The 16251-nt window shown below is 57.9% G+C and carries 18 protein-coding genes; 13 read left to right on the forward strand and 5 right to left on the reverse strand.

The annotated features are described in order from the left end of the window. Position 1 precedes the first annotated feature (1 nt). The 5 genes from IPJ12_03840 (at position 2) to IPJ12_03860 (ending at position 5475) form a co-directional block, all read left to right on the forward strand. Positions 2-1474, forward strand: coding sequence for a carbohydrate porin (locus IPJ12_03840; protein ID MBK7646300.1), 1473 nt, complete (start codon positions 2-4; stop codon positions 1472-1474). Positions 1475-1544: 70 nt separating this feature from the next. Continuing rightward, positions 1545-1820 (forward strand): cupredoxin domain-containing protein, encoded by a 276-nt coding sequence (locus tag IPJ12_03845; GenBank protein ID MBK7646301.1) that lies wholly within the window; start codon positions 1545-1547, stop codon positions 1818-1820. Between the two features lie 74 nt (positions 1821-1894). Next, positions 1895-3238, forward strand: coding sequence for a 4Fe-4S binding protein (locus tag IPJ12_03850; GenBank protein ID MBK7646302.1), 1344 nt, complete (start codon positions 1895-1897; stop codon positions 3236-3238). 84 nt (positions 3239-3322) lie between these two features. Beyond that, positions 3323-3787: a hypothetical protein gene (locus IPJ12_03855; protein MBK7646303.1), complete on the forward strand. Its 465-nt coding sequence runs from the start codon at positions 3323-3325 to the stop codon at positions 3785-3787. Positions 3788-3891: 104 nt separating this feature from the next. After that, on the forward strand, positions 3892-5475 hold the full coding sequence (locus IPJ12_03860; protein MBK7646304.1) for an RNA-directed DNA polymerase: 1584 nt from the start codon (positions 3892-3894) through the stop codon (positions 5473-5475). Between the two features lie 124 nt (positions 5476-5599). On the opposite strand, the gene IPJ12_03865 is transcribed toward IPJ12_03860, so the two are convergent. The 4 genes from IPJ12_03865 to IPJ12_03880 all read right to left on the reverse strand — a co-directional run bounded on the left by IPJ12_03865 (position 5600) and on the right by IPJ12_03880 (position 8731). Further along, positions 5600-6019: a hypothetical protein gene (locus IPJ12_03865; protein ID MBK7646305.1), complete on the reverse strand. Its 420-nt coding sequence runs from the start codon at positions 6017-6019 to the stop codon at positions 5600-5602. Further along, on the reverse strand, positions 5997-6587 hold the full coding sequence (locus IPJ12_03870) for a transcriptional regulator (protein ID MBK7646306.1): 591 nt from the start codon (positions 6585-6587) through the stop codon (positions 5997-5999). The genes IPJ12_03865 and IPJ12_03870 overlap by 23 nt, the downstream gene beginning before the upstream one ends. Positions 6588-6707: 120 nt before the next feature. Next, a complete protein-coding gene (yjjJ, locus tag IPJ12_03875) occupies positions 6708-8084 on the reverse strand; it encodes a type II toxin-antitoxin system HipA family toxin YjjJ (protein MBK7646307.1) in 1377 nt (458 codons plus the stop codon). Between the two features lie 326 nt (positions 8085-8410). Further along, positions 8411-8731, reverse strand: coding sequence for an EthD family reductase (locus IPJ12_03880; protein MBK7646308.1), 321 nt, complete (start codon positions 8729-8731; stop codon positions 8411-8413). Positions 8732-9159: 428 nt separating this feature from the next. Here IPJ12_03880 and IPJ12_03885 point away from each other — a divergent pair, with 428 nt between their 5' ends. The 8 genes from IPJ12_03885 to IPJ12_03920 all read left to right on the forward strand — a co-directional run bounded on the left by IPJ12_03885 (position 9160) and on the right by IPJ12_03920 (position 15823). Next, a complete protein-coding gene (locus tag IPJ12_03885) occupies positions 9160-9663 on the forward strand; it encodes a helix-turn-helix domain-containing protein (protein MBK7646309.1) in 504 nt (167 codons plus the stop codon). Beyond that, positions 9656-10360 (forward strand): nucleotidyl transferase AbiEii/AbiGii toxin family protein, encoded by a 705-nt coding sequence (locus tag IPJ12_03890; protein MBK7646310.1) that lies wholly within the window; start codon positions 9656-9658, stop codon positions 10358-10360. The genes IPJ12_03885 and IPJ12_03890 overlap by 8 nt, the downstream gene beginning before the upstream one ends. A 423-nt stretch (positions 10361-10783) precedes the next feature. After that, entirely contained in the window at positions 10784-11782 is a 999-nt protein-coding gene (gene fliD, locus IPJ12_03895) for a flagellar filament capping protein FliD (GenBank protein MBK7646311.1), read from the forward strand. A gap of 285 nt (positions 11783-12067) precedes the next feature. After that, complete coding sequence (locus IPJ12_03900; GenBank protein ID MBK7646312.1) at positions 12068-12925, forward strand: toll/interleukin-1 receptor domain-containing protein; 858 nt, start codon at positions 12068-12070, stop codon at positions 12923-12925. A 379-nt stretch (positions 12926-13304) separates the two neighbouring features. Beyond that, positions 13305-14105, forward strand: a complete 801-nt coding sequence (locus IPJ12_03905) for a DUF3014 domain-containing protein (protein ID MBK7646313.1) — start codon at positions 13305-13307, stop codon at positions 14103-14105. Positions 14106-14282: 177 nt separating this feature from the next. Beyond that, positions 14283-14747 carry a PaaI family thioesterase gene (locus tag IPJ12_03910; GenBank protein ID MBK7646314.1) on the forward strand — a complete coding sequence of 155 codons (465 nt, stop codon included), beginning with the start codon at positions 14283-14285 and terminating at the stop codon, positions 14745-14747. Then, positions 14748-14939 carry a hypothetical protein gene (locus IPJ12_03915; GenBank protein ID MBK7646315.1) on the forward strand — a complete coding sequence of 64 codons (192 nt, stop codon included), beginning with the start codon at positions 14748-14750 and terminating at the stop codon, positions 14937-14939. 149 nt (positions 14940-15088) lie between these two features. Continuing rightward, positions 15089-15823, forward strand: a complete 735-nt coding sequence (locus IPJ12_03920) for a PEP-CTERM sorting domain-containing protein (GenBank protein ID MBK7646316.1) — start codon at positions 15089-15091, stop codon at positions 15821-15823. Positions 15824-15847: 24 nt separating this feature from the next. Here IPJ12_03920 and IPJ12_03925 read toward each other — a convergent pair whose 3' ends face one another. Next, entirely contained in the window at positions 15848-16147 is a 300-nt protein-coding gene (locus tag IPJ12_03925; GenBank protein MBK7646317.1) for a type II toxin-antitoxin system HicB family antitoxin, read from the reverse strand. Between the last annotated feature and the right edge of the window lie 104 nt (positions 16148-16251).

Genomic DNA, 16251 nt, shown 5'->3' on the forward strand with positions numbered 1-16251 from the left:
CATGCGCCTCGCCAAAATCACCGCTGCGCTCGTCGCGGCGGGGCTGGCCCTGCCTGCGCTCGCCGCCGCCGATGAGGCCACGATGAAAAAGCTGGTCGAGCGCATGGAAAAACTGGAAGCCCGCAACGCCGAACTGGAAAAGGAAGTCAAAGCGCTCAAGGGTGAAAGCGAGGAAATCGCCAAGGGGCTCGAAAGCCCCCGTCTGTCGCAATACGAGCCGGAGCTGACGGTACGCCTGAAGGGCGCCGAAAAGGATGTGCTGGAGATGAAGAAGTCGGCCAAGCTGGCCGACAAGCTCGACGGCATCAAGGTCGGTGCTGCGCTGACTACCGTCGCCCAGCACGCGTCCGGCCTGCCCACCGGCACCGCCGATGGCGGCAGCCAGCTCAATTACCGGGCCGATGTCAGCGTTGAATTGCCGCTCAGCCCGATTGGGGACATCGAGCAAAAAGTCTTCGCCCACGTTCGCATGGGTCAGGGTCAGGGCTTGAACGCGGCCCTGTCGCGCCTCGGCTATTTTGCCAGCGCGCCGAATGCCGTCGCCTTCCGCGCCAGTGGCGCCAATCCGGACGACTCGGTGGCGATCCTCGGCCAGGCCTGGTATCAGGCCGCCATTCCGCTGCCCTTCGGCGGCTTCAAGCCCTATTCGCGCGAGAAGCTGGAACTGACCTTCGGCAAGATGGACATCTTCGGTTTCTTTGACCAGAACACCGCAGCCGCCGACGAATCGAAGCAATTCCTGAACTCCGTCTTCGTGCACAACCCGCTGCTCGATGCAGGGCGCGAAATCGGCGTCGATGCCAACGGCTTCCAGCCCGGTTTCATCGCCGCCTATGTCAACAACACCAACAAGGCCGAACCGTGGCGCGTGTCGCTGGGCGTTTTCGGTGCCGGCGACAAGGGCTCGAATTACCAGAAGAGCTTGTCGGCCCCGCTCACCATGTTGCAGGCCGAAAAGCAGTTGCGTCTGTTTGGCGGGCTGCTCGGCAACTACCGGGCCTACGCCTGGACGCGCAGCCAGGTGTCCGAACTGGATGGGGTGACGACTGGCCGCCATACCGGCATCGGCCTCTCCATCGACCAGCGCGTCGGCGACGGCGTCAATCTGTTTGCCCGCTACGGTAATCTGGTCAAGGGCGAACTGCCGTTCAATCAGGCGCTGTCGATTGGTGGGGAAATCAGCGGCGCCTACTGGGGCCGGGGCGGCGACGCCATCGGTATTGGCGGTAGTTGGCTGAAGGCGAGCGCGGCCTATCGCGCCCATGGCGGCAGCGGCGATGTGGATGGCGACGGTGTGGCCGACTTTACCTTCACGCCGCTGGGGGCCGAGAAAGTGGCGGAAATTTACTACCGCTACCGCATCTCGCCGCAATTTGAAGTAACGCCCGATTTCCAGCTGATCACCCGCGGCGGTGCCAATCCGGATGCCAGTTCGGTCAAGGTGCTCGGCCTGCGCGCCAACATTTCGTACTAAGGAAAGCTCATGAAAACCGCCCGCCTGATTTTCGTTTTTGGCCTTTTTTTTTTTACGGTTGACCGTAGCAATGGCCGACGACCTGCCAACCTACCAGATACTCATGAAGGACGGACGCCTGATCCCGGCCACGCTGGAAGTACCGGCCAACACCAAGTTCCGGCTGGAAGTTCGCAACGAAAATCCAGGCGCGGCGGAATTCGAAAGTTACGACCTGAAAAAGGAACTGGTGCTGGCCCCCGGCGTCACCCGCAAGCTCGTTTTTCAGCCGCTCCAGCCTGGCAGCTACAAGGTCTTTGACGAATTCCATCTGGAGACAGGCAAGGGCCTGATCATCGCCAAATGAGCAACGAACAGGTCATCAAATTCCACCCCGGCCGCGCCAAGGTCCATAAAGCCAACGGCCAGCCCCAAGGGCGTCTGGAAAAAATCGGCCTATTCCTCAGAAACAACCGCCGCACCATCATCGCCATCCAGTGGCTGATCGTCACCCTCTACGCCGCGATGGTCATCATCCCGGCGTTTTTGCCTTTGCCGCCGGAAGACGCGCACATCTGGGACAACCTGCGCCTGTTCGCGCAATTCTGCTTCTGGGGCTTGTGGTGGCCGGGCGTCATGATCGCCACCGTAACCATGGGCCGCGTCTGGTGCGGCCTGTTCTGCCCGGAAGGCGCCGTTTCCGAATGGGTCAGCCAATACGGCCGGGGCAAGGCGCTGCCGCGCTGGCTCAAATGGACCGGCTGGCCCTTCGTCGCCTTCGTCATGACCACAGTGTACGGCCAACTGGTCAGCGTCTACGAATACCCGCAAGCGGCGCTGCTGGTCCTCGGCGGCTCGACCGTCGCCGCCGTCGGCATCGGCCTCCTTTACGGGCGCGAAAAACGCATCTGGTGCCGCTACCTGTGCCCGGCCTCCGGCGTCTTCGCTGTGCTCGCCAAGATCGCCCCGCTCCACTACAAGGTCGACCGCGCCGCCTGGGATCGTCACCAAGGTGACTTCGAACCGGTCAATTGCGCCCCATTGCTCGACGTCCGCCGCATGACCAGCGCCTCCGAATGCCACAGCTGCGGCCGCTGCGCCGGCCAGCGCGGCGCTGTCACCTACTCGGCCCGCTCGCCGTTCAGCGAAATCCTCGATTTCAACAACCCGGCCAGAACGCCGGATGCGCTGACCCTCGCCTACGGCGTCCTCGGCGTTGCCACCGCCGCTTTCCAATGGACGCTCAGCCCCTGGCTGCTCGCCATCAAACTGGCCACCGCCGACTGGCTGGTCGACCACAACCACTTCGCCCTGCTTGACAACGACGTACCCTGGTGGCTGCTCACCCACTACCCGGAAGCCAGCGACCTGTTCACCTGGCTCGACGGCGCGCTGATCCTCGGCTACCTGCTCGGCGGCGGCTTCCTGCTCGGCAGCCTGCTCCTCATCGGCCCGGCCATCGCCGCCCGTCTGCTCAAAACCGAACACCTGAGCTGGCAACGCTTCACCCTCGCCCTCACCCCGCTCGCCGCGGCCAGCGTCATCCTCGGCCTGTCGATGCTCACCGTCACGCATTTGAAGGCCGAACGCCTGTGGCTCGGCTGGCTACCCTATTTCCGAGTCGGCCTGCTCACCACCGGTTGCCTCGGCAGCCTGTGGCTGGCCTTTCAGCTAATCCAACGGTCAACCGGAAAAAATGCCCAAAAATGGAATGCCGGGCTGGCGATGCTGTGGCCGGTCGGGCTGATGGCGACGGTGTGGTCTTTGGCTTTCTTCGTCTGGTAATTCACGAAACGGGAAAATTAGCAAAACTTGCTATAGCTTTTGACTGGCATAATCGGTCGAATACATAAGCATAAGGGGGCGGCCTTGGCTGCGCTGATACCGGCAATCGGCACCTACGTCTCGCGCATGACGGGCGGCGAGCGATGCTTTGCTATCCGCCTTGAACAATGGCGGAATATCAGCCGTGCCCCGATCAGCGCCGGCCGCCACGGCCCGAAACCGCTGCTCATCAAACTGCCAAGCATTCAGGAAGAAGCCGACTACATCGCCAAACACCTCAAGGAAGCCTACACAACCGGCACCCCTTGGAGCGACATGGCCGTCATCTATCGCGACTACGGCAACGGCAAACCGGTCCTTGCCACGCTCAGAAAAGCCAGCATCCCGGTCACCTATCAGGACGACATCACCTTCGCCGAAAGGGAAGACACCGTGAAGTTTTTGACCATGCACAGCTGCAAGGGGCTGGAATTTCCGCTGGTGGCGATACCGGGGGCTGGGAGAGCAGTGGATGAAGGGCGGAAGGATGAGGAGGCGCGGTTGTTGTAAGTGGCGATGACGCGGGCGACGCGGGAGTTGGTTATAGTCGGCGACAGCTGACATTACGCTGGCAATTGATTTGACTGATACAACCAGTTTAGAAAGCGACGATTATGGCTTTGCATGAGTTTCTGATCGATGAGTCTTTGGATTTTGCACGAAGACACTTGACGGCATATTACGACTCAGATTTCTTTCCGAAGCCTTTTGAGTTTGAGTGCATTTGGCATCGTTGGGATGACTTAAAAACGATGGGCAAAGAAAAACTCGCTTCAAATGTTCCACCTATAGCTATTCCTTGGAAAAAGCCGCGTGGTGGATACCGAATAGTTCATCAAATGGACCCACTTGACGCCATTTGTTACACAGCAGTTGCTCACGGTTTATCAAACAAAATTGAGGAACATCGTATTCCCGCTCGGGAAAACGTAGCTTGTTCATATCGCATATCTCCGGACGGAAAAGGCTTCTTTGTAAAGGGCTCTGGATTTTCAGACTACAGGGTGCGATGCGAAGAATTAGCCAAGATTTACAAGTATGTATTGGTTACCGATATTTCGGATTTCTACAATAGAATTTACCTCCATCGACTAGGCAATGCCATATCGATAGCCTCTACGGAAAACGCCGGCAAATCGGTAGAAAACTTCCTTCTTGGGATTAATTCAAAAGCGTCACAAGGAATCCCGGTTGGACCGGCCGCAAGCATAGTAATGAGCGAAGCTGCACTAATTGACATTGATCAGTTCATAATGAATTTGAACGTTGATCACGTCAGATACGTGGACGATATTCGTATATTCTCAAACACTACCCACCAACTGGATAGCATACTCAGAAACCTAACGTTATATTTACATCAAAACCATCGTCTAGGACTTGTCAGCGATAAAACGAAAATAATCGATTCCGAGAAGTTCATACAGATCGAATTAAACAACCAGTATCAACTAGAAAAAATAGATATTCTTCATGAAATTGAAGTTATAAATCCCTATACTTTTCAGGTTGAAGATATTGTTGAGAGTGTTTGCTCTGATATTGGAGAACGCTTAGCAGATGCCATTCAGAGAATATTGAAATTTGAAAATCTAGACCTTGGTGTTGCCCGAGCAATTATTCGGAGAGCAAGAGCCCATCGAATTCCTGATATAGCCGAAATCTTACTAAACAACTGTGAATTCTTCCGCCCAGTTATTAATGATGTCGCTTTATACCTTGATGTAATACTAACCGAATTCGACGCAGGGCCATTTATTAAAATAATTGTAGATTTAGAACAGCAACGGCTACTGGAAGACCCTGGAACAAACGAGTGGTTCTCATGGTTAATCAGCAAACATTCGCGCCTCGCAAAAGATCGGCGCCTGCGTCGGGTATTGGATTCAAACATGCGACTAACCTATCTTGCCCGCGCCGCAGTTTGCACACGCAACCTCGCATGGGTTAGAGAACAAAAGGACTTGTTGTTTAACAATGCATCATGGAATAGAAGAGCGATTCTATATGCTGCTCAACTTATGAGCTCCGACGAAAAGAATGCTTGGCTAAGACCACTTAAGAACCACTCAACTATTTCGCTTCTTGAAAAATGGATGATCGAATGGGTTCTAGCAGACACACCGATAGCGAATCCCCTACCGGATCCAGCGGCATTAGAGTTTGATTTTGACGCAGAGTTTGGAATTCCGTTTTAGAAGCCAAAGGGGTCAGAGTGAATTAGTTTTCCCGACCCCTACGGTCAACCGAAAAATAGTCCAAAAATGAATTGGCTGGGTATTCCCTGAACAATGGTTGTCAGGCCGCTATTGTTTAACTGGCTCAGCCTTCGATCAACTTGCCGGCGTCAGCTATCAGTTCGGTCACCAGCGCGCACAGTTCGGCGATGGCGGATTCTTCGATCTCCAGAAACCCCTCGTATTCGGCAAGATTCCGTTTCTGGTGGGCGTTATCCAGGACGCGCCATTGGACGGCGGACCAACCCAGCGTGTGGGACAGACATTGGAAGACGGTGTAGCGGTTTTCGCTGCGGTAGCCGTGCCAGCGCAATGCGGCGAGTGCGGCGGCGTGGGCAGCATTGTAGGCACTGGTGAAGCGGCCTTCGGCGGAGAGATTGCCGAGTTGGGCATCGGCCAGCCGGGTGCGTGCCATGGCCAGCATGCGCCTGGCTTCGGCGTCGTTGCGCGGTTCGGCCTTGAGTTGGCCGATGCGAACCAGATTATCCAGGGCGGCTTGGCTCAAGATCTTTTCCGATCAGGGGCAGGATGGGTTGGGCGAGGATGCGATTGACGAAGGAGTCCGCTTCGGCGAGGCGTCGCGCGTATTCAGCCGAGGTGTAGCAGTTGGGGTTGATCTTGCGCCCAAGTTGCGTTTCGAGGGGTAAGAGCAGGGTCAGTATTTCGTTCAGGGAAAGATCTTCGCCAACCAGCAGGAGGTCAATGTCGCTTTGGGCGGTGTCGGTTTGTTTGGCGACGGAGCCGTAGATAAACGCGACTTGGAGCCGGGCGGCGATGGGTTGCAAGGCTTCGCGCAGCAGGGGCGCAGCGCCGAGCGTCTTGCGCGTCAGCGCAACCAGTTCTGTGAAAACGGGGCTTTGCGAGTTGGCCTGAAAACGCCGCTGGTTGCCGACGCGTTCGGACAGAATGAGGCCAGCATCGACCAGACGGTTCAACTCGCGTTGCAGCGAGGCGCTGCCAAGTTGGCTCAGGCGGCGCAATTCGCTGAGGTGATAGCTGCGTTCGGGCTGACCAAACAGCCAACAAAACAGGCGAGCCTGGCTATCGGAGAAAAGGGTTGTGGCAATCGACATAGCCAAATATTAGCATGATCATGCTAAATTTTGGATCGATATTCCCTGCATTTCAGATTTGGCCATTTTTCACGTTTCAAGTAGCAAACCCGGTTGACCGTGGAAACCGCCGCTATTTCCCTACCCCAGCCGCCCAATCCGCTCCGCTGCCGCCTGCAAGTGCCTTTCCAGCGCGGCGCGGCATTCGACAAATCCGGCATTGAATCCCGCTTCCTTGTTCAGGCGATCCAGATAGGCCTGAGCCAGCGCCAGTGCCTGGCGCCATTGGGTGGTGCTGATCTGGCTGTCGAAACCGGCAGCCGGCAACGTGGTGGGGAGTTCGCCGCTGCTGCGCGGGGCAAAGGCCATGGGGAGCATGTCGTAGGCCGGGGCAAGTTGGTAGGGGCGGCCGCTGTCGGTGACGAAGGAGAGGTTGCCGGGGTGCATGTCGGTGTTGCCGATCAGTGTGCCGAAGGCGTGCAGCAGGCCGGCGGTTTCGTGTGCTTGGCCGGTGATGTGGCGCTCGGCGAGCAGGCGTGCGGTCATGGCCGGCCAACCGCCGCGGCCGAGGCCGATGAATTCGGCGTCCATGGCGCTGAGGGAAATGAGGCCGCGCCGACCGTGCGGGCCGATGCGGTCAAACCGTTCGACTTCGAGAAAGCGCTGTTGGCCGTGGTCGATGATGCGCGTGGCGACGGCGGCGATGTCGTTTTCGCGCAGCAGCGTGAGGGCGTGGTGCTCGGCCAGCAATAGATCGCGCCAGCGTTGGGCGATGGGGTTGTTGGCGCCTTCGCCGACCTCAAGCGAAAACTTGACGAGCACATGGCGCGGGCCATCGGTGGTTTCGGCATAGGCGCCGAACTTGGGTTGCTCGCCGCCGGCCGACGAGGCCGGGGTTTCGCCGCTGAGCGCTTGCCGGGCGCGTTCGGCATAAGCGGCGGCAAGCCCGGCAGCTGGCAGCGCCACCGGCTCGGGGCGCTGGATAAAGTGCTGGCGCCCGGCATCGCCGATGATCAAGTTACCGATGGCGTCGCTGCCCGGCTGACTTAGCAGGGCGCGCAGGATGTGTTCTTCCTGCCAGTCGCCGAGACGGGATGGCAGGCTGAGCGTTTCAGCCTGGGCGGCGACAAAGGCACGCCCGAGAAAACCCTGTGGCCGCATGTCATCGAGCCACCAGGGGAAACCTTCGCTGTGGCTGGCGCTGCCGTCGGCGTTGGTCATCACATAACCCGTGGGCTGCACCGGGCTGAGTTGCCCAAGCGCCTCGACCTGACCTTCTGGCGTAACGCGATGGACGGGAACATCCGGCATGGCCAGCAAGGGTCGGCGCAGCGCGTAATGAATAGATCGGTAAGGGCCAAAGCGGATGATCTGATTGCCCAGCGATTGCATGGCGCGGGACAACGTGGCCTGGCTAATGCCCATATTTTTAGCCAACCGTCTGGCTGTCAGCGGGCCGCTGGCGAGTAATGTGCGAATATTCAGCGCGTGATCGGGCGGCACTTTGGATCGATCCATGAATAGATTGTTGAATCGATAGTAGTCTAATTGAGGCAGATTCGCTACGACAGAGACGGCGGTTCTCCTCCACCGAGAAAATTCACAACTTAGATTGGTTCGCTGGAAATTTTTATAGCCGTAACCCAACAGCTGCGGTCAACGAAAAAAGCAGGCAAAAAAAGCCAGCCGGGGATTTCCCGGCTGGCTTATCTGGAGAAATAGCCTGGATGGCTATCCACTGTTTTCTGGTTCTGGGCGATCTGAGGCATTCGCGCTCACTGGGGCGAGGGCCAAAGGAACAGCCCTCTTTGCGACGACTTCTACACGCCGAAATGCAGTCCCGGTCAGCTCTTTTCGACCACGACTTCGCTGATCTGGAGTACCGGCGCGAGGTCCGTGTAATTCGGAATATCGGCCATGATTTCTTCCGCATGCGGACCGAAACCGGCTTCGAAGGCTTCGACCGATTCGCAGAAAATGTGGCACATGCCGATGTAGGTTGCTGGTTCGCCCGGCGCACCGCCGGCCAGGCCCTTGTCCACGGTGTAGTACTTGCAGCTGTCGCCCATTTTGGCCTTAACGAAGGGCATGTGCTGGTCTCGGTAGTAGGCGTGGTCGAATCGCGCACCGGGCGTATTGGGGTACATCACACTGACTTTGATCATTTGTTGTCTCCGGATTTTTCTAGTCTGTTGGGTGGAATGGCCATCCTGCCTTAGACCGTCATTTGCTGCAAGCGACGGGCGGGATGCGCATTCACCAACATACAAACGCGCTCCGACCCGGAATGAATCGATTTCGCCGACTTCCACGGTCAACCGGAAGTTTTGGCCTAAATTGAAATTCGTTCTCAAAGCCAATACAGGTCAGCCGCTATTGTTTTCTCCCCTTTCAATTTTGGCGCTTTTTCCCGGTTGACCGTGGAAGTCTGCGTCAGCCAATCCCGGTCGGTCATTCGCGCCCGGCATTGATGCCTGGTTGCCGCCTGGAACAGGTAGCTTCGTAATAGGGCGGCTTTCCTCACTGGCCATTTCTCACGAATATGTATCTCAATATTGACAATACGGCTTATTTGCCTAGTATGAGAAACACTATGCCAGCCAAAGCCCCACCCAACCCCGCCGTCGTTGTCGAGCAGCTTGCCGCGCTCGGCGTTCAAATTCGCGCGCAGCGCAAGGCCTTGCGGGTAAGCGCGACGGCGCTGGCCGAGGCGGCGGGGATGTCGCGGGTGAGCGTGCATCGTATTGAGCAGGGCGAGCCTTCGGTGACGATAGGGGCTTACCTGAATGTGCTGGCCGCGCTGGGGATGACTTTTTCGGCGACGGCTGCAGGCGATGAGCCTTCGGAAAACAGTCCGGACGACAAGGCCGGCTGGTTGCCGGCGCGGGTTCGTCTGGCTGATTTCCCGGCGTTGAAGGAATTGGCGTGGCAGGTTCAAGGGACGGATGAATTGACGCCGCGCGAGGCGCTGGGGATTTATGAACGCAACTGGTGGCATGTCGATGAGGCGGCCTTGTTGCCGCGTGAGCGGAATTTGATCGATGCCTTGCGGCTGGCTTTCGCTGGCGCGGAGTCGCCGGGTGCCGGCGATGTTTGAACGGTCGCACCATCGGCGGATTGGCCGCGTGTTGTCGGCGCTGGATGGTGATTTGTTGCGCGAGGCGAATTGCCTGTTTGGCGGCGGTACGGCGATGGCGCTGCGCTTTGGCGAGTATCTCGAATCGGTCGACATGGATTTTCTGGTGTCGGACCTTGATCGCTACCGCGGTCTGCGCCAGTTGCTTACCGGCGAGGCCGGCTTTGCCAGCTTGTTGCGGCCGGATGGCGAACGGTTTCGGCTGGCGCGGGAGGTTCGTGCCGATCAGTACGGTATTCGCACGACGCTGCTGGTCGATGATCTGCCAATCAAGTTTGAAATCGTTCTCGAAGGCCGCATCGAGATTGAGGCGGCCAGCGGGAAAGATCAGGTGTGCGGCGTTTCGACGCTGAGGCCGCTCGACATGGCGACGAGCAAGTTGCTGGCGAATGCGGATCGGTGGAGCGACGACAGCGTGTTCAGCCGCGACGTGATCGATCTGGCGATGATGAGTCCTTCGTTACCGTTGTTGCGCAAGGCGCTGCTCAAGGCGCAGGGTGCGCATGGCGAGGCGATTGCTCGCGATCTTGATCGCGCTATCGAGAGTCTGCAAAATCGCCCGGATTGGCTGGAGCGCTGCCTGCAGGTGATGGCGATCAATCTGCCAAAGGCGGTGCTGTGGAGCAAAATCCGGGCGCTGCGGCGGGTGCTGGTCTGAGGCTGGGCGTGGTTTGGCGATTTTAATTTCGGCGGTTTTTTCGGGTTGACCGTGGAAATCGCTCCGGCGCTACCTCAATCGCCCAATCCGCATCGCCGCGGTTTGCCGATGGCTTCCCGATGCGGCGAGCAAGTCGCCAAATCCGGCTAGTTTCTTTCTGCTTGCTCTTGCCGCTTGGCCGGCAAATATCACCTGCCTTGTTGGGAACGTGTCGGCTGGGTTGGGGTCTGTCATTTACCGTTGAAGTTCTGCCCGGCACGTTCCGCTGCCTCCGGGTTCCTTGTGCGGCAAGCGGCCTGGCCGGAAGATTCGGCTTGGCGCCGCGACGACCCAAGGCCATGCGGAGGACCGGTTTGATTGTTGCTTGTAATTGGACCAGAAGCAGGACGAGGGCCTTTGGCCTTCCAAACAGTTGGAGGCGTTATGTCGGTCAATGGAATTAACAGCAACAGTTTCGATTTCTCAAAACTTCTGGGCGACAAGGCAACGACGCCGGCGACGGGTTCGGCGGGGGCGGTGGATTTCTCGTCCGCGCTGAAGTTGCAGATGGCCAGTATTCAATCGCAAACGGTCGGTTCTCTGGTTTCGTCCACGCTGGGCTCTGGCAAGGTGTCGGGGGGGACGAGCTTCGCCGATATTCTCGGGGCCGGCAAAACGGCGGGTACTTCGTCTCTGGATGCCATGCTGGCCGGCGCTGCCAGCATGAGCGGGACGAATGGCGTTTCGGCAGTGGGGCGCAACATGGCGCTGTTCGATCCGGAGTCGGCCTACCGGATGATGACGGACATCAACGCTATGTCCGTCACCTACAAGGCCGAGGCGTCCGAATTGGGCGACATGAAGTCCTACGTGTCGACGCTGCAGCAGGAGGCTATCAAGCTGGGCAGCGCCGATGGTTCGACCGGCAACGAGGAAATCCGCGGCCGCGTGCAGGCATTTGCCGATGCCTACAATGGCTGGATGCAGCGCTTCGGTAGTGAGTTGCAGGATGGCGGCATGCTGGCCGGCACGCAGGCGGCCAAGGTGGCGCAGTGGGAATTGGAGCAGAGCATTGCCAATCCGTTCAATGGCGCGATGAACGGCGTGCATGGCATGGCTGATCTCGGTCTGAGCATTGATCCGGTGAGCAAGCTGGCGACCGTCGATAACGCCCGGCTGGATGCCGCGCTGGCCAGCAACAAGATGGCGGCCATGGGGGCACTGCACGAATTCACCACCAATTTCGCCAAGTCGGCTGAGCTGTTGAACTCAGCCGGCAATTTCATTAGCAACCGTCAGGATAATCTGTCGCGCGTCATTGACTATATCGACACCAACACGGCGTCCCTGCAGGCCGAATTTGGCCTGGGTGACGCGGCGAAACCGACCGGGCAGCAGGCCAAGGCACTGGCCAATTACAACGCGACGCACGGCATTGGCTGAATTGGCGGTTTTTGAGAAGTCAAAGGGTCAGGAAAAGGGGCCAGACCCCTATTGATATTTTGGCCAGCAGGACAGTGCCTGAATATTGGCTCTGTTGGGTGCCGGCGCGCTGGCTGCGCTGTGGCAGCCGTGATGGCCGGCGTACCCGACGCTGCGGGCTACGGTCAACCGGAAATTTTGCTCAAAATGAATATTGAACTGTGCCGGTGGAACGACCACTAACGGCAATCCATCTTCGCGTTTCAGCCCGCGCCTAAACAGGCATGAGCGACCATCGAGCCTTCAATGAAAGTTTTCCTTTCCTACGCCTCCAAACAGCGTGCCCTGGCTGAAGACCTGACCAAGCGATTGGAGAGCGCGGGAATCGACGTTTTTTTCGACCGCGATGACCTGCTGCCGGGCGATGCTTTTGATTTGCAGATTACGCAGTCGCTTTCCCACTCGGATTTGCTGGTCTTTCTGGCCAGCCCGGATTCACTGCGCGCGGGCGCCTACACACAGACTGAGCTGGCGATGGCGGAGAAGCAATGGCCCAAGGCGACCGGGCGGGTAATTACGCTGCTGGTGGGCGACACGGCGATTACGGATTTGCCGAGCTATCTGCGTTCGGTTTCGGTACTCAAGCCGGAAGGCGACGCCATTGCCGAGACGGTGGCCGCCGTGTTGCGGCTGGCGGATCGGGCGCACCGCCGCTTGCGCTGGCTGTTGCTTGGTGGCGGCGTCCTGCTCGCGCTGGCGGCCGCGGCATTCTGGAAGCTGGCGCCGCAGTCAGACGCGCCTTACCGGATCGGAAATGTCGCGGTGGCCAAGGTGGCGGCGGGCTATCGTTTCACTGCCAACCTGAAAAATGGCGGGCCGGAACCGGTCACCACGGTCAATCTTTACGCGCAGGCCGATAACCCGGCAGTCCATTTTTCTGGCGACTTCGAGTGGTTCGAGCTGTTGCCGACCGATGAAAAGGCGGCCTCGGTCGACCTGCAACTGGCCGATGGCGCCGGCGGAAAGCCGTTCAAATGGCGGCTGTGCTGGGTGGTGGTCAAGTCGCTTGACCTTGAAATGGCGAAGGATATCAATCCGATCGAGAAATTTATCGACCAGCGCAGCCGAACGGTGTGCACCGCCTACCGACCTTGGGCACCGTAGTTTGCAAAGAAGCCAAAGGGGTCAAGGTGAATTGGTTCGACACCCATGCCCCAAGCGGGCCTCCTTCGGGGCGCGGTCAACCGGAAATTTTGGCCAAAAACCAAATCGGTTGTGGCCGGTTTTGGAAACAAGGGAATCGATAAGTAAAAGTAATAGAAAATGCCTGGCTCGAATTTTGAACACGGCTGCATACCTAGCCGCAGCCAACTGCAACATTAGAAAATCACATTTCCCCGTACCGCCAATGCAGGCGAGCGTCGCTGGTGGGCTGACATCCCGGTTAGGCTCATCTGCCCCATGGGGCTAGACTTGGGGGTGTCTGTGTTGCATTCGCGCTTGGTGAGTGCAGCCTGATTCGATCTCTTGAAAGGAGTTTTCAATGGGAAAGAAGTTGATTTTGTCGCTGGCTATCGTCGTTGCGCTGGGTCTGGGTGTCGCTTTCTGGCTGTTCCAGACACCGCCCCCAGAGCCTGAGGCGATGGTGCTTGCGCCGCCTCCGCCAGCGGCCGTGATGCCACCGCCGATGCCGGTCGAGCAGCATCCGATTGTGGCTGTCGACGCGTCTGCGGAGCAGGTGCCGCTCCCCGATCTTGAGCAAAGTGACTCGATTTATCGCCAGGCGCTGGCCAAGTTGTTCGGTGACAAAACCTTGAGCCGCTACTTTTATTCGGACCGGATGATTCGCCGCTTGGTGGCGACTGTGGACAATCTGTCGCGGCATGATACGCCGGCCATCATGATGCCGGTCAAGCCCGTGGGCGGTGCCTTTCTGGTGGATCACCACGGGGCTGAGATGAGCATTTCACCCGCCAATGCCCAGCGTTATGCCAGATATATGGCGGTGATGACAGCCGTCGAACCCCGCCGTCTGGTCGATTTGTACGTGAGTTTCTATCCGCTGTTCCAGCGGGCTTATCGCGAGCTGGGCTACCCCGACGGCTTTTTCAATGATCGCGTGTTCGAGGCCATCGACAGTCTGCTGAAGACGCCGGAAGTGGCGCCGCCGATTGCTTTGGCTCAGCCGAAGGTGCTTTACACCTATGCCGACGAGTCGCTGCAAGCGAGCTCGGCCGGACAGCGGATCATGCTGCGGATGGGGGCCGAGAATCGGGCCAAGGCGATCAAGGCGCTCCTTGCCATTCGCACTGAATTGCTGGGGCGTTCGCCGGCCAAGGAATAGTAATCGGCCAAAGCGGTTAGCGTGAATTGGTTTTTCCGATTGCTGCGGTCAACCGGAAATTTTGGCCAAAAATGAAATCCGTTGTGGCCGGTTTTGCATGGTGATTGACTGGCCGGACAATGGTGCGTGCACTCGCCATCGCCCAGAATGGCGCTTTCAAAACACAAGGGAGACAGCATGCAGGCCTTTCAGGATTACTACCCGGAGAACCTCGCCCACTGCTACGGCTGCGGCCGCGAGAACGCGCAGGGACACCAGATCAAGACTTTCTGGGACGGTGACGAGACGGTCACGCATTTTCAGCCGCGCCCCGAGCACACGGCGATTCCCGGCTTTGTTTATGGCGGCTTGCTGGCTTCGCTGATCGACTGCCACGGCACGGGATCGGCCGCCGCCGCGATGTATCGCGCCGAGAATCGCAGCATGGACAGCCTGCCGGCTTTTCGCTTCGTCACCGCGTCGCTGCAGGTCAGTTACCTGAAACCGACACCGCTCGGCCCGCAATTGGAGATTCGCGGCAAGATCAAGGAGATCAAGGGGCGCAAGGTGGTGGTCGAGGTGACGGTATATGCCGAGGGCGAGGCCACCGCGCGCGGCGAAGTGGTGGCGCTGCAGATGCCGGATACCTTCGTCGCGAAGTAAGTGGCCATCGGGATCGGAGACATTTCGTTTCCTGCCCCTTTCAAATTTGGCCGTTTTTCCCGGTTGACCGCGGCAGCCATGGATAACGCGCTCTGGCCTGTCCTGCTTGGTGCTGGTTTTGTCGGAATTTCTTACAGTATGGAAGCAGTGGTGACGCAGCAAAACCACAAGCCATTGATTAGCAAATGCTAATCAATGGCGGCACAAAATATGCACGTATGAATTGAACACTGTCGGTGAGGTCAAATTTATCGACAGGTTCGATAACACTGCCGAACAGAGCTCGGGTCCAAGCTCAGCAGCTTAAGGAATCCGCGCCAAATGTGTGCCAGGGAGGCATCATGAAATCTATAAAGCTGTTTGCTTTACTGTTGTCGTCTATTGCTTTTTCAGCCAACTCAAACGCGTCAGTCGTCAATCAGTTCATTTCCATTGACCAGTCAGGCTCAGTTGTCTCGGTAGTGAATAAAACGATCCAACCATTTGATACGTCGCTGGGCGAACTTGAGGCGGTTCGAATTAACTTTAATGGCACCTTGTCGGTATCCGGGATTTACACCTCGAATTTGAGGGGGGATTTGGTACCGGCACCCGTTCCCTATTCCTTCATGGCCAAAGTCGATCAGGCTTTCTATGGCGAAGCCGGGCTTTCAGGATTCGGGTTCGATACGCCAGCCAGCTACGTCTTTAGCGCGGTGGCAGTTGGCACGATCGGCGAATCTTATTTGCTGCAAAAATCATTCAACTTTGACTTTACGTTTGATGACATCAGCGATCTGCTCGGGTTTGCATTGCACGCCAGCGTCAGTGGCCCGAATACGCCGCCGACGCAGATCAATGGCCTGACGGATACGTTTGAGAATTCCAATTTGTTATTGCTTAGCCGGCTGATAACGACAGATTTGAGTGGCATGCCGAATACCCCTGTCACATCGATGCATGCGCTATTGTCGGTAACCTACGACTACACGCCGAATCAACCAGGAAATGACGTGCCGGAACCGACGACGGCAGCACTGCTTGCAATCAGCTTGTTGGGACTGGCTGCTTCATCTCGGAAGGCGAGATTACATTAGGACTGCAAAGCAAAAAATCCATCGCTACAGGTTGTGGTACATCGATAAATTGGGGTTCGCCACCAATTCAAGATCGAGATCAACCTCGATCAATTCGCTTTCCCCGCGCCGAGGGTCGTCGGCCAGCTGCGCCAGCGGCGTGGCCGGAGGGATTGGCAGCCCAAAGCTGACCAATGCCGTTACGTGCCGGAGCAAGTCTTCCGCCGCCATGACACCAGCGTGTTCCACACGCTGAGCGGTGCTATCGCAGTCGGGAAAATCGGGAAATTCGATCCGGTAGCCCGCGTTGCCGTTCTTGCGCAAATAGCCAATGTAAGTCGCCATGCCAGGATCTCCTTGATGTTGATTAGCCATACCGGGAACAAGCCCGCCTTCCATCCGACAAAGCATGTTCCGGACCGGGACCAGGCTTTGATCTGCTGCCTCAG

This window comes from Betaproteobacteria bacterium (assembly GCA_016709965.1).
Taxonomy (GTDB): Bacteria; Pseudomonadota; Gammaproteobacteria; order Burkholderiales; family Rhodocyclaceae; genus Azonexus; species Azonexus amarohabitans.